Genomic DNA, 11818 nt, shown 5'->3' with positions numbered 1-11818 from the left:
TTCGCGACCAGTGTAAATCCGCTGGAGGGAGGCAGTGACTCCCATGATTCTCTGGATAGCAGGTTTGGCTGGACTGGTGATCGCTTATCTCCTCGGCTCCATACCGTCAGGCTATCTGGCGGGCAAATTGCTCAAGGGGATCGATATCCGGCAGCATGGCTCCCGATCCACCGGGGCAACCAACGTGCTCAGAACGCTCGGCAAATGGCCGGCTTTGGCCGTTCTTCTGGTCGATGTGCTGAAAGGCGTCGGCGCCGTCGCTTTCGCCCGCTGGTTTTACCTCTGGATCTCGACACAGCCGCCGCTCGCGCCGCAGGCGCTTGATCTGCCAAGCTCCGAAGCCTGGGCTGTTTGCCTAGCCGGGCTTGCCGCGTTGCTGGGGCACGGCCGTTCGATCTGGCTGGATTTTACCGGCGGCAAGTCGGCCGCGACAGGGCTCGGCGTGTTGCTGGCGATGTCGTGGCCCGTCGGCGTCGGCGCTGTCGCGGTTTTCGGCGTTGCGCTCAGCATCTCAAGGATCGTTTCCTTGAGTTCGATGCTTGCGGCATTGACGGCCATCGCCATCATCTGCGGGCTGGAGCAACCGCTGCCTTATCGGCTGCTAGTCATCGCTGGCGGCATGTACGTTATCCTTCGTCACCGTGCCAATATTAGACGACTGTTGTCAGGGACGGAGCCGCGCCTCGGGCAAAGCAGCCCTTGATCGCCACCATCTGCCGCGAGAGAACGCCCGGCTTCACTGCCGGACGATGGCGCCGATCGCATTGACGAGCAGGCGCGATGCTGTCAGCGCCGACAGGCCATCAATGTCGGCTGGTGGGTAAAGCTCCACCAGGTCGAAGCCGGCGATGCGCGCCCGCCTGCCGAGGCCAGCAATCAGGTCGATGACCTGCGTGTAGGTAAGCCCGCCCGGCACGCGCGCTGCGACCCCCGGCATGATGCTAGGATCAAGGCCATCGCAGTCGAGAGTGATAACCACCCGCGCGCCCTCGGGAATATGCAGCAAGGCGGCCTCGACGCCGGCGGCATGGATTTCGCGGGCGGTAACGAGGTGGCTGCCATAGCGCAACGCCGCTTCGATCTCGCTCAGGCGCGCGCTGCCGACGCCGCGCATACCGACCTGCACGATGCCGGCCACATGCGGCATCTCGCTGACCCGTCGCATCGGGTTCGAATAGCCGTAACGCTCGCCGTGAAGTTCATCGCGCCAGTCGATATGGGCATCGACCTGCAGGACCCAGACCGGTCCATGATCCGCAAAGCCGGCAAGAAAAGGAATGGGCACGGAATCATCGCCACCGAGCAGGATCGGCACGGCCGATAGTGCCAGGATCTCGCGCGTCTTCGCTTCGATCCGCACCCGGTTGCCTTCATTGTCATGCATGGTGGTCTCGATTTCACCGGCGTCGACGCAGGAAACCGGGTCGCCGGCAAAAAGCGGGCCGCCGAGATCGAAATCCCAGTGCTCGATGAGACCGGCATCCTCCTGGCTCGCAGCACGAATGGCATTCCCGGCGAGCGCATAGCCGCTGCTGTCCTTGCCGGGATAGGTGCTGCCGTGGGCGGCGGAGAAGATTACCGCTTGCGGCCTGCGGCCATCGGCGAGGCGATCGGGAAGGCTGAGAAAGGAAGATGAACCGGTCATGTTCTTTTGCCCTGATCACTCACGCCGATACGCTTGTATCCATAGCCAGAAAATCCTCCAGCGCCTTTAGCAATGCCGTCCATCCGTGTTTGCGGCCTTCGGCGCCGTCACTTGGGGGAATGACGCACATTTGTTCGGTATAGGTCAGTCGGGTGCCGCCGCCGTGATCCGCAAAGACGACGGTGGCGAGCGATACCGAGTGAACTCTCCCGTTCAGCGCCATCGAATAGGCGAAGACGATCCGTTCACGGTCCTTGATCTCAAAATATCGGGTTTCGTTGGTATGCGTGCCCATATCCGAGACATGCGTGAGATGCTCGGCCCCGCCCGGCCAGAACTCCAGTTTGGTCATGCCATGGCCGAGCCACGCCTTCTTCTTTTCCATCAGCGCCCAGGCAGACCACACATGGTCGCGGCAATTCGGCAGGATGCGTTCGATCACGATCGTTTCGTGAACTTGCCTCGGATTTGTCATCTCATTGCTCCTGATTAAGAAACGTGGCCAGGCGATCGAGGTTGCCTTCCAGGGCCTGGCGATGCTTGTGCACCCATAACTCGACCCAACGCAGCGCATCCGGCGCGAGACTGACGGTTCGAACCCTGCCCGATTTGATCGATGTTGCAAGCTCGGCCTCTTCGAGAACCCGCAGGTGCTTGAGAAAAGAAGGACGTGCCAGATCGAAGGGCTCGGACAACTCGGAGACTGATGCGGGCCCCTTCACAAGTCTTTCGACGACCGCAAGCCGCGTCGGATCAGAGAGGGCGCCAAAGATGCGTGCCAGGTTTGGTTCATAGGTAGCCATATGGCTACCTGATCACAGAAGGACTTCGACGTCAATATAGGTAGCCAAATAGATACCTTTTGTCCACTTTTGGAAATTGTTGAGAACTTTTTGGAAGCGCTTAAGTACCGCGCTCGACACATCCTCCAGACTCCGAGCTTGCTCGAAGTCGAAGGTTCTAAACCTTCAATCTCAATGGAGGTCATCATGAGCGATTGCTGCACCCGTGCATCTGCTTCGCATCGCAGACCGTCGCACCGACATCATAGTCTCATCGCTCTGAGAAGCATGATCGCGCGCTGGTACTGGCGCATCCGCATCCGTCGGGAGCGGAAGCAAAGGTCGAAGATCAGCCATGTCCTGATCGATGATCTCGGCCCGGCAGAACACGAGGTTGGGACAAAGGCCACCAGCTTCTTCTGGCACGTGTGAGGATAGACGAAGCAATGACCGACGATCACCCGCTTCCCCTCGCAGCCAAAGAACGCAATAGCGCGACATCGCTAAGAGACGCCTCCATCCCTTGGGCCGCTATGGCGGGCATCATCGCGACCGTTACCGTTTTTGCCGTGGCGCAGGGGCTGACCTATCCGCTGCTGAGCTTCATCCTTGAACGGCAGGACACGACATCGGGCCTCATCGGCCTGTCGGCGGCGATGACACCGCTCGGCTTCATCGTCTCGGCGCCCCTCGTTCCCGCACTCTCGCGGCGCATCCCCGCAGAGCGGCTGGCGATCCTCTGCTCTGTGCTTGCCGCCCTCACCCTTGCCGCCATCGCCTCGATGCAGAATGTCTGGGCCTGGATGCCGCTGCGCTTCCTGCTCGGCTTCTTCGCCAATCCGCTTTACGTGATCAGCGAAACCTGGTTGGTCTCGCTCACGCCAGCGTCGTACCGGGGCCGCATCATGGGCCTCTATTCCTCGATCGTTTCGGGAGGCTTCGCGCTCGGCCCGCTGTCTCTCGGCCTCGCCGGTACTGAAGGCTTGCCGCCCTTCCTGATCGGCATCGCCGCCTTCCTCCTCTGCGGCCTGATCGTGCACGCAGTCGTCGCGCGTCTGCCCGCCATGCCGCAAGAGGGTGAAGCCATCTCGGTCGCCAGCTTCTTCGCGCTTGCGCCGCTTCTCCTGTTTGCGGTCTTTACCGCTGCCGCCTTCGAGCAGGTCCTGCTCTCGCTGTTTGCGGTATATGGCACAGCATTCGGCAGCGATGAACAGCGGATCGCCTCCCTCATTACCTGTTTCATCACAGGGAATGCCGTCCTGCAGATCCTGCTCGGGCGTCTGGCCGAACGGTTCGGCTCGCGACGAACCCTGCTCTTCTGCGTCCTCATCTGCCTCGCTGCCTGCCTGCTGCTTTCGCCAAGCTTCGACACATGGCTGATCTGGCCACTCGTCTTCCTCTGGGGCGGAGTCTCCTTCGGCCTGTACACCCTGTCGCTGATCCAGCTCGGCGAACGCTTCACAGGCTCGTCCCTCATCGCCGGCAACGCCGCCTTCGCCCTCGTCTGGGGCCTCGGCGGGATCCTTGGCTCGCCGGCGACGGGCATGGCGATGCAGATCATCGGGCACCACGGCCTGCCACTATCGCTTGGCCTGCTGAGCGGTGCACTGGTGGTGGTGTTGATGGTGAAGAGATGACGTGCGGATAAGCACTATGCCAGCAACCGATTTTCCCACGCTGAGGCAAACAGATCTTTCCAGCGTGACAGAACATCGTAGAAGATATCGGCGTCCAGCCATATCTCCTTGATGGTGGCAGATACGTCCTCGGGAGAGTCCGTATTGATGAAGCCGATAAGCCGAACTCTGTTGCCTACATCAAACTGCAGAACATGGCTCCCATCATCAAATGCCTCGTCGCCATCCGGCGCCCATCTTACGGCGCTGGAATGAAACGCATCGACAAATCCCTGCTGCGAAAGCCCAAAATAATCGGTTCGCGACGTATCGCGATAAATGGCATCTAGATAGGCTTGAGCAATCTGGGCGGCATCAGCATAGTCCGCAACGGCGAAAGAATGCGTGCCGCGGCGCTGCAAACGGTTATTGACCTCTCCGAACGAGCATCCCAACATCGCTGCGTCGGGTTCTTTGACGCCAAAAGCCCGGCTCGCGATGTGAATTAGGAAGAAACCTAGCGCGCGTTGCCCTGTATTCGGCACCGCTTGCGTGATCTCGCTTTCAAGGGCGAAAACGCTGCTGCTTCCGACGATCACAGTTTCTTATCTCCCCACATGATGATCCTCTGGGCTAGTCCTTGGAATATTCGCCTGATATCGGCGGACTCGCCCAGGGACCCACATCATTTCCGGTATCCAGAACGTCGAGTTGCCGCTGAACGGCTTCATCCAGTTCATCCTGCAGGGATTGGAAGTGATCGATCACACCATATTGCGTCCATGCCGATCGATTGAAGCCATATTCGAATTGATTGTAATAGATCACCGTCGAGCCGATCAGTGCCACGACCCAGCATCGATCATAGCCGCGCAATTCCCATTCCTCGGGCGGCCGCCGGATCACATCCCAGAAACGCCGCTGCCGGAAAGACATGCGCGTCCAGCCGTGATTGATCTTGTCCCACAGTTTTTCTTCCGGATAGGACATCGTCACAACAGGCAGACGAAAGCCACGAAAGCGAGCAGCGTCAGCGACATGCAGCTTGCCTGGAAAACCGAAATCCCGTCCTCGACATCGCCCGCCGTCGCCACATCCCGGCCGGTGCCGTTGATCATCGGTTCGCGCACGACCACACCCGAATAGACGCGTGGGCCGGCCAGCTGAAGATCGAGCGCGCCGGCCATGGCTGCTTCCGGACGGCCGGAATTCGGCGAGCGGTGCAGCTTGCCGTCGCGCAGGCCCACACGGAAGGAATCGCTGAAGGCCGACGTGCCGCGGCGGATGCCGGCGCCGACGGCGATCAGTAGGATCGACAGGCGTGCGGCCGGCCAGTTGGCGATATCGTCGAGCCGGGCCGAGGCCCAGCCGAAATCGACATATTTATCGGACCGGTGCCCGATCATCGAATCCGCCGTATTCAGCATCTTATAGAAGAACAGGCCCGGCAGCCCGAAGATCGCATACCAGAGCGCCGGTGCGACGACGCCATCGGAGAAATTCTCGGCGAGGCTCTCGATTGCCGCGCGGCATACACCCGGCTCATCCAGCGTTTCCGGATCGCGCCCGACGATGCGCGAGACTGCCTTGCGGCCACCGACGAGACCTTCGGCCCGCAGCGCCGTGGCAACCGCCGCGACATGATCCGACAGGCTCTTCTGTGCCAGGAAGATCGCCACGCAGAAAACTTCGAGCAGGATGCCGACAGGCCCCAGGAGCTTGAAAAACCAGTGCAGCACCAGCCCGGTGATGATGGCGAGCACCGACAGCGCCAGGATTGCTACCACGCCATTCTGTTTGCGCTGCGCCTTGCTCAGGCTCTCGCGGTTGAAATGCTGATCGAAATAGCCGATCGCCCGACCGAAAATCGCAACCGGATGCGGCACGCGCACCCACAGCCATTGCGGATCGCCGATGATGCGATCGAGCAGCAGTGCCAGAACCAGCACGAGAAAATGTTCGTCCAAACTCATCGGTCAAAGCTCCGCAGGGCTGCAGCCAGTCTCGCATCGTCGGCAGCGCCAGGCGCAAGTCCGAAGCGCAGCCAGTCCGGCGCGTAATCGAACCGGCGGACGAGAATATGATGGCGGCAAAGGTCAGTGTAAATATCGCCGGCTCTGGCGTCGGCAACGAGCGTGAAAAGTGCCGTCCCGCCGGCGATATCGAGCCCCGCGCCGGCAAGCACGGCATGAAGCGCCGCCTGCCTTTCCGCAATCGAGCTGACAATGCCCGAGATATCCGTAATGAGCAGCGAACCGGCCAGAAAAAGCGCCGGCCCGGACACCGCCCAGGGGCCGAGCCAGTCGTCGAAGCGCGCGAGAATATCGCTGCGGGCAATGGCAAAGCCGAGCCTCAGCCCAGCAAGGCCGAAGAATTTGCCGAAGGAGCGGAAGATGATGAGGTTCGAAAGCCCGGCCGCTCGCGGCACAAGGCTCGTTTCCGGGCTGGTATCGCCGAAAGCCTCGTCCACGACAAGAAAGCTGCCACTTTCCTTGAGACGCTCATGCAGCGCCTCCAGCCTGTCGGGGTTATAAACGCGGCCATCAGGGTTGTTCGGATTGACGACAACTGCCAGCCCATGCTCCGCGCTGATATCATCGATATCGCTGACCGCGTCGACGACAAAACCGGCAAGGCTGAAAGCCCGCGCATATTCCCCATAGGTGGGCGACAGGATCGCCACCCGCTTGCCCGGTTGCAGGAGCCGCGGCAGAAGCTGGATCACCGATTGCGTACCGGGAACCGGAAGCGGCAGGATTGGCGCGCTGCAGTAATGATCACGCGCAGCATATCGCGCCGTCTCGACAAGGTGCCGGTCCGGCAGCCGATGCCAGACCGCTGCGGGGATTTCCGGCAGCGGAACCGGGTTGGGATTGATACCTGTGGAAAGGTCGAGCCAATCTTCCACGCGCCCGCCGAAAGCGGCCGCCGCGGCAGTAATGCCGCCGCCATGAACGATCGGCGCATTCACGATGCTGTCCCCGCAAGGTCGATCAGGTGCATGTAGGAGCCTGCCACCTGCCCGCGCCGCAGACCCGCGGGGCCGAGATCAATTCCAAGTGCATCCTGCGTGGCGAAAAGCCGGTCGGCCTCCCCCTCGGAAACGATGGTGGAATAGTGAAATTCATGCGCGGTCATTACCTTGTCGAAGAAGGCACCTTCGAGCGGCGTCACACGGCGATAGCCGAGATGCCGCTCCCGCACCTGGTAGCTGGTGACGACCGGCAGCAGGCCGAGCATTTCATGGCGCACGCCTCCCCCGTCGATCAGCCCGTCGCCGAGCACCATATAGCCGCCGCATTCGCCATAGATGCGCGCGCCGCGTGCCGCCGCAGCCTTCATCGCTGCAGCAAAATTCTGCGCGGCCGAAAGCCTGCCGGCATGGAGCTCGGGATAACCGCCCGGCATATAGATTGCATCGGCGTCCGCTGCCGGCGCTTCATCCGCCAGCGGCGAAAAGAACGAAATCTCCGCCCCGCGCCGCCGCCAGCCGAGCAGCATATGCTCGTAGCAGAAGGCAAAGGCGATATCGCGGGCAACGGCAATGCGGCTGCCGAAGGGCATCAGCCGGGCGATATTGGCGGCGGACGGCCGGTTCATGCCCTGCCGCGCGATGCGCATCAGGAATTCGAAATTGCACTCTTCGGAAACGGCATCCGCGGCATAATCGATGAACTCCTCGAGTGCTGCATGTTCGCCCGCCTGCACAAGGCCGAGATGCCGCTCCGGCAGCGCTAGCATCGCATCCTTGCGGATGACGGCGACGACAGGCATGCGGATCGCCTCCAGCGCCTGGCGCAACATCGCCTCATGCCGATCGCTGCCGACCTTGTTCAGGATCACGCCGGCAATGCGCACATCGGCTCGAAAACCGGCAAAACCGCTGACGAGCGGGGCGACCGATTGCGACAAGCGCGAGGCATCGACGACGAGCACGACGGAAAGCCCGAGTTGGGCGGCGAGTTCCGCCGCCGTGCCGCGCCCGTCCGCCGCCCCGTCGAACAGGCCCATCATGCCCTCGATCAGCAGGACACGGTCGCCCGAGCGGTGCAGGGTTGCGTTGGCCGAAATAAGCTCCGGCCGCATGCCCCAGGGATCGAAATTGAGGCAGAGAGTACCGCTTGCCGCCGCATGGAAAGCGGGGTCGATATAGTCAGGGCCGGCCTTTCCGGGTGCAACGGCTACGCCGCGCCGGCGCAGCGCCCTCAACAGCCCGAGTGTGACCGTCGTCTTGCCGGAGCCGGAGGATGGTGCAGCGATCAGCAACCCGCTCATGCCGTCTCCTTCCTTTGGCCATTGGCATGCCTGAAAGGATCGGGCTGCAGCCGCCGCCCGCCAAGCGCCCCCAACCAATCGAGGGAGGCGCGCAGCCGCACCACCTCGCCGACCACGACGATCGCCGGCGGCTCCAGCCCGGAAGCCGCAACGGCTTCGGTCGCCTCGCCAAGCGTCGTCTCCAGCACCTGCTGCGCGCCGGTCGCCGCATTGCAGACGAAGGCCACTGGTTCGGATGCCGAACGGCCCGACGCGATGAGATTGGCGCTGATCTGGGCGATATGTTTCATCGCCATATACATGACGATCACCGGCGACCCTTTGCCGATCGCTTCCCAGTTGATCGCATCGGGCACGATGCCGGAGGAATCATGGCCGGTCAGGAAAGTCACGGCATGATTGATCTCGCGATGCGTCACCGGAATGCCGGCATAGGCAAGCCCGCCGATCCCGGCGGTAATGCCCGGCACGATGCGGAAGGGAATATTGTGCTCGACCAGCGTCAGTGCCTCTTCCCCGCCCCGCCCGAAGACGAAGGGATCGCCTCCCTTCAGCCGCAGCACGCGTTTGCCCGCCCGCGCCAGCTCTACCAGCCGGAGCGAAATATCCCGCTGCTTTGCGGATGGCTTGCCGCCGCGTTTCCCGGCATATTCGAGCTCCGCGCCGGAGTGCGCGAGCTTCAGACAGTCCTCGTTGACCAGCGCATCATGGACGATCACATCGGCTTCCGCGAGCCCCTTGGCAGCCAAGAGCGTCAGCAGGCCGGGATCGCCGGGACCCGCTCCAACGAGCCAAACGCTGCCCGGCTCCAGCGCCGGCAGATGTGAGAATGCGTGATCGATCATCCCGCTGATCTAGGCCCGCCAGATGACGAGGTCAACGGCGTCAACAGTCGCGCACTGCAAGTTGACGAAACGGAGCTGAATCAACTCCGAAAGAAGCGGAATCTAATTCAAAGGAAAAGTATTTAACAGATTGATTTAATTCCAAAATGAAAGACAGGCCGACCGCAAATCATGCGGCCGGCCCGTTTCACACAATCAGGCGCGCAGAAGCGTATCGCGGATCAGATTGATCACCTTTTCCGACTCGATGCCCGTGGCAACGACCTGGCTCGGCAACCCATCCCAGTCACCGGCCGGGAAGCGGCGGCCATCCGGCTTGACGATCGTCTGGCCGTCCGCGATGCCACCGCAGACGACGCGCACCGCACCCGTGATCGTGGTGAACAATTCGGGGGCCACGACATAGACGGCGGCGCAGCTGTCATGCACCATCATGCCGTCTTCAACAGCGTGCTTGTAGAAGTCGATATAGGACTGCGAGAGCTCGTCGAGCTGCTTGACTGCCTTGTCGCCCTTGTCCGCCATTCCGCGCAAATAAGTACGGCTCATCGTGGTGACCGCGGTGACATCGAGACCGATGACGACGACCTTCCACGGCGCGGTCAGCACGATATCGGCCGCTTCCGGATCGCCATGAATATTGGCTTCGGCCACCGGCGAGACATTGCCCGGAACGTAGAAATTGCCGCCCATGATGACGACGCCCTTCACGAGACCAGCTATTTCGGGATCTTCCTTCAGCACCAGCGCCAGGTTCGTCATGCGCCCGACGGCGACTAACGTCACCTCGCCAGGATTGGCGCGCACCGTCTCGATGATGAAGCGATGCGCCGGACGCGGATCGAGCGGCAGGTCGATAAGATCGGGCACCGGCATATCGCCGAGACCGTTTTCGCCATGCACCATGGTCGGCCACGGACGTTCGTGGCGGTTGGGATCGACGGTGACACTGGCGCCCTTGGCGACCGGAGCCGCAATATCCCATTCCCGCTTCAGGAACAGCGCGTTGCGCGTCGTCGTCTCGACCGACGCATTGCCGAAGACGGTGGTGATGCCGATAAGATCGATCTCCGGATGGCGGTGCAGGAAAAGCAGCGCCATCGCGTCATCGACGCCCGGGTCGGTGTCATAAATGACCTTGTGCATATGTATCCTCCAGAGCAATTCCGGCAAAAGCACGCAACCGCACAGCGCCAGGAATTGCGTGAAAACAAAGGGATAGAGCATATTCGTGATTCAAGAAACGAAAATGCTCCGGATTCGAATCGCCGGCAGCCGGAAGGCGCCGCGAGATGCGCCACCATAACGCCCGTCAGGCTTTCTGCAACCCGATGCGGGCGACGGCCGCTGTCGCATGTCGAGATTTGATCTTGCCGAGCAGCAGCTCCGCATCCGCGCCTAGAGCCGCGAGCGCTGCCGCTTCCGCCACCCCGTGGCAGCCGACACGGGCAAAGACGACCGTGGAGGGATTTTTGAGCCGCGGCGTCTCCTCTTCCAGCCGCGCCGCATCGAAGTACGCGGCAGGCACGGAAAAATGCGCGGCAACGGCAAGGATCGCCGCCTCTTTGCTCCGGCTGTCGATCGAGGCAACAGCCGCAAGCTCCGCCCCGCTGATACCGACTGCCTTCAACGCCTCGACGGCAAGCGCCATCACCTCGCTATCAGGCGTCCCGCGCTCGCAACCTAGGCCAAGCACATGCCGCTTCGTCTCATCAATGGTGATGTCGCTTATTCCCATCAGCCGATTACGCCCTGCTGTGTCACAGGAGCCATTGCAGCTTGGGGCCGGAAATGCAACAAGGCTGGCCCGAAAGCTCCCGCTCCGAATGCCCTTCCCGGAATACCCTGTTGCCTGACATTGCCTTCCATCTGCTTCTGCTGCTCTGCGCGGCTGCCTTCTTTGCCGGTTTCGTCGATTCCATTGCCGGCGGCGGCGGCCTCATCACCGTTCCCGCCATGCTGATCGCAGGCATCCCGCCGCTGCAGACGCTCGGCACCAACAAGGTGCAGTCGCTTTTCGGCGCAGCCTCGGCCACCATTGCCTATGCCCGCAAGGGCCATGTGCAGCTCTCGGACCAATTGCCCATGGCGCTGATGGCCGTCATGGGAGGATCGCTGGGCGCAGCCCTTGCCACACTCGTTCCCGGCCAGGTGCTGCAGGCGATCATGCCGGTGCTGCTGGTCGCGATCGCCATCTTCTTCGCCGTCAAGCCGAACCTCAACGATTCAGACACGCACCGCCGAATGACGCCCTTCCTCTTCGGCCTGACGCTGGTGCCCGTGATCGGCTTCTACGATGGCGTCTTCGGCCCCGGCACCGGCTCCTTCTTCATGCTGGCATTCGTAACCCTTGCCGGCTTCGGTATGCTGAAGGCGACCGCCCATACCAAGCTTCTCAATCTCGGCTCGAATTTCGGCGCTCTCGTTATCTTCGCAAGCTTCGGCGCAACTCTCTGGAAGATCGGCCTGCTGATGGGCGTCTGCCAGTTCCTCGGCGCGCAGCTCGGCTCGCGGCTTGCCATGCGCATCGGCGCAAAGCTCATCAAGCCGCTGCTCGTTATCGTCTGCATCGCCTTTGCGATGAAGCTGCTCTCCAACCCTGCAAACCCGTTGCGCGTCTGGCTTGGCGTCTAGAATTTGATCTCGTCAATGGTC

15 protein-coding genes are annotated in these 11818 nt (G+C 61.8%); 4 read left to right on the top strand and 11 right to left on the bottom strand.

What is annotated here, in order from left to right; all coding sequences use genetic code 11:
* Nucleotides 1-43: 43 nt before the first annotated feature.
* Entirely contained in the window at nt 44-703 is a 660-nt protein-coding gene (gene plsY / locus FHX15_RS03600; RefSeq protein WP_184394024.1) for a glycerol-3-phosphate 1-O-acyltransferase PlsY, read from the top strand.
* A gap of 33 nt (nt 704-736) precedes the next feature.
* Here plsY and FHX15_RS03595 read toward each other — a convergent pair whose 3' ends face one another.
* Genes FHX15_RS03595 through FHX15_RS03585 form a run of 3 tightly spaced genes read right to left on the bottom strand, consistent with a single transcriptional unit; the run spans nt 737 to nt 2448 of the window.
* Nucleotides 737-1645, bottom strand: coding sequence for an agmatinase (locus tag FHX15_RS03595; RefSeq protein WP_184393733.1), 909 nt, complete (start codon nt 1643-1645; stop codon nt 737-739).
* A 19-nt stretch (nt 1646-1664) separates the two neighbouring features.
* Nucleotides 1665-2120, bottom strand: coding sequence for an SRPBCC domain-containing protein (locus tag FHX15_RS03590; protein WP_184393731.1), 456 nt, complete (start codon nt 2118-2120; stop codon nt 1665-1667).
* Nucleotide 2121: 1 nt separating this feature from the next.
* Nucleotides 2122-2448 (bottom strand): ArsR/SmtB family transcription factor, encoded by a 327-nt coding sequence (locus FHX15_RS03585; RefSeq protein ID WP_184393729.1) that lies wholly within the window; start codon nt 2446-2448, stop codon nt 2122-2124.
* A gap of 267 nt (nt 2449-2715) precedes the next feature.
* Here FHX15_RS03585 and FHX15_RS30875 point away from each other — a divergent pair, with 267 nt between their 5' ends.
* Together FHX15_RS30875 and FHX15_RS03575 are read left to right on the top strand one after the other, a co-directional pair.
* On the top strand, nt 2716-2859 hold the full coding sequence (locus FHX15_RS30875; protein ID WP_246778859.1) for a hypothetical protein: 144 nt from the start codon (nt 2716-2718) through the stop codon (nt 2857-2859).
* A 14-nt stretch (nt 2860-2873) separates the two neighbouring features.
* Nucleotides 2874-4064 carry an MFS transporter gene (locus FHX15_RS03575; RefSeq protein ID WP_184393727.1) on the top strand — a complete coding sequence of 397 codons (1191 nt, stop codon included), beginning with the start codon at nt 2874-2876 and terminating at the stop codon, nt 4062-4064.
* A 14-nt stretch (nt 4065-4078) separates the two neighbouring features.
* Here FHX15_RS03575 and FHX15_RS03570 read toward each other — a convergent pair whose 3' ends face one another.
* The 8 genes from FHX15_RS03570 to FHX15_RS03535 all read right to left on the bottom strand — a co-directional run bounded on the left by FHX15_RS03570 (nt 4079) and on the right by FHX15_RS03535 (nt 10895).
* Nucleotides 4079-4642: an Imm42 family immunity protein gene (locus FHX15_RS03570; RefSeq protein ID WP_184393725.1), complete on the bottom strand. Its 564-nt coding sequence runs from the start codon at nt 4640-4642 to the stop codon at nt 4079-4081.
* Between the two features lie 34 nt (nt 4643-4676).
* The gene (locus tag FHX15_RS03565) at nt 4677-5033 is read right to left on the bottom strand and encodes a hypothetical protein (RefSeq protein ID WP_184393723.1); all 357 of its coding nucleotides are present in this window, start codon (nt 5031-5033) and stop codon (nt 4677-4679) included.
* Between the two features lie 2 nt (nt 5034-5035).
* A complete protein-coding gene (cbiB, locus tag FHX15_RS03560) occupies nt 5036-6016 on the bottom strand; it encodes an adenosylcobinamide-phosphate synthase CbiB (protein ID WP_184393721.1) in 981 nt (326 codons plus the stop codon).
* Nucleotides 6013-7014: a threonine-phosphate decarboxylase CobD gene (cobD, locus tag FHX15_RS03555; RefSeq protein ID WP_184393719.1), complete on the bottom strand. Its 1002-nt coding sequence runs from the start codon at nt 7012-7014 to the stop codon at nt 6013-6015. The genes cbiB and cobD overlap by 4 nt, the downstream gene beginning before the upstream one ends.
* Nucleotides 7011-8318, bottom strand: coding sequence for a cobyrinate a,c-diamide synthase (locus FHX15_RS03550; RefSeq protein ID WP_184393717.1), 1308 nt, complete (start codon nt 8316-8318; stop codon nt 7011-7013). Before FHX15_RS03550 ends, cobD begins: the two co-directional genes overlap by 4 nt.
* Nucleotides 8315-9163 carry a uroporphyrinogen-III C-methyltransferase gene (cobA, locus tag FHX15_RS03545; RefSeq protein ID WP_184393715.1) on the bottom strand — a complete coding sequence of 283 codons (849 nt, stop codon included), beginning with the start codon at nt 9161-9163 and terminating at the stop codon, nt 8315-8317. The genes FHX15_RS03550 and cobA overlap by 4 nt, the downstream gene beginning before the upstream one ends.
* Nucleotides 9164-9358: 195 nt before the next feature.
* The gene (locus tag FHX15_RS03540) at nt 9359-10309 is read right to left on the bottom strand and encodes a nucleoside hydrolase (RefSeq protein ID WP_184393713.1); all 951 of its coding nucleotides are present in this window, start codon (nt 10307-10309) and stop codon (nt 9359-9361) included.
* Between the two features lie 166 nt (nt 10310-10475).
* Nucleotides 10476-10895, bottom strand: a complete 420-nt coding sequence (locus FHX15_RS03535; protein WP_184394021.1) for a cobalamin biosynthesis protein — start codon at nt 10893-10895, stop codon at nt 10476-10478.
* Between the two features lie 116 nt (nt 10896-11011).
* Here FHX15_RS03535 and FHX15_RS03530 point away from each other — a divergent pair, with 116 nt between their 5' ends.
* A complete protein-coding gene (locus tag FHX15_RS03530) occupies nt 11012-11797 on the top strand; it encodes a TSUP family transporter (RefSeq protein WP_184393711.1) in 786 nt (261 codons plus the stop codon).
* Nucleotides 11798-11818: the final 21 nt, after the last annotated feature.

Origin of the sequence: Rhizobium sp. BK650 (assembly GCF_014195325.1) — a bacterium.
Taxonomy (GTDB): domain Bacteria; phylum Pseudomonadota; class Alphaproteobacteria; order Rhizobiales; family Rhizobiaceae; genus Rhizobium.
The sequence above is the reverse complement of the archived record's forward strand: the minus strand, read 5'-3'. Positions and strand labels throughout refer to the sequence as shown.

Excerpts from the sequence above, each read along its gene's own strand:
- plsY (WP_184394024.1), top strand. The coding sequence starts at position 44 with ATGATTCTCTGGATAGCAGGTTTGGCTGGACTGGTGATCGCTTATCTC.
- FHX15_RS03595 (WP_184393733.1), bottom strand. The coding sequence starts at position 1,645 with ATGACCGGTTCATCTTCCTTTCTCAGCCTTCCCGATCGCCTCGCCGAT.
- FHX15_RS03590 (WP_184393731.1), bottom strand. The coding sequence starts at position 2,120 with ATGACAAATCCGAGGCAAGTTCACGAAACGATCGTGATCGAACGCATC.
- FHX15_RS03585 (WP_184393729.1), bottom strand. The coding sequence starts at position 2,448 with ATGGCTACCTATGAACCAAACCTGGCACGCATCTTTGGCGCCCTCTCT.
- FHX15_RS30875 (WP_246778859.1), top strand. The coding sequence starts at position 2,716 with ATGATCGCGCGCTGGTACTGGCGCATCCGCATCCGTCGGGAGCGGAAG.
- FHX15_RS03575 (WP_184393727.1), top strand. The coding sequence starts at position 2,874 with ATGACCGACGATCACCCGCTTCCCCTCGCAGCCAAAGAACGCAATAGC.
- FHX15_RS03565 (WP_184393723.1), bottom strand. The coding sequence starts at position 5,033 with ATGTCCTATCCGGAAGAAAAACTGTGGGACAAGATCAATCACGGCTGG.
- cbiB (WP_184393721.1), bottom strand. The coding sequence starts at position 6,016 with ATGAGTTTGGACGAACATTTTCTCGTGCTGGTTCTGGCACTGCTGCTC.
- FHX15_RS03550 (WP_184393717.1), bottom strand. The coding sequence starts at position 8,318 with ATGAGCGGGTTGCTGATCGCTGCACCATCCTCCGGCTCCGGCAAGACG.
- cobA (WP_184393715.1), bottom strand. The coding sequence starts at position 9,163 with ATGATCGATCACGCATTCTCACATCTGCCGGCGCTGGAGCCGGGCAGC.
- FHX15_RS03540 (WP_184393713.1), bottom strand. The coding sequence starts at position 10,309 with ATGCACAAGGTCATTTATGACACCGACCCGGGCGTCGATGACGCGATG.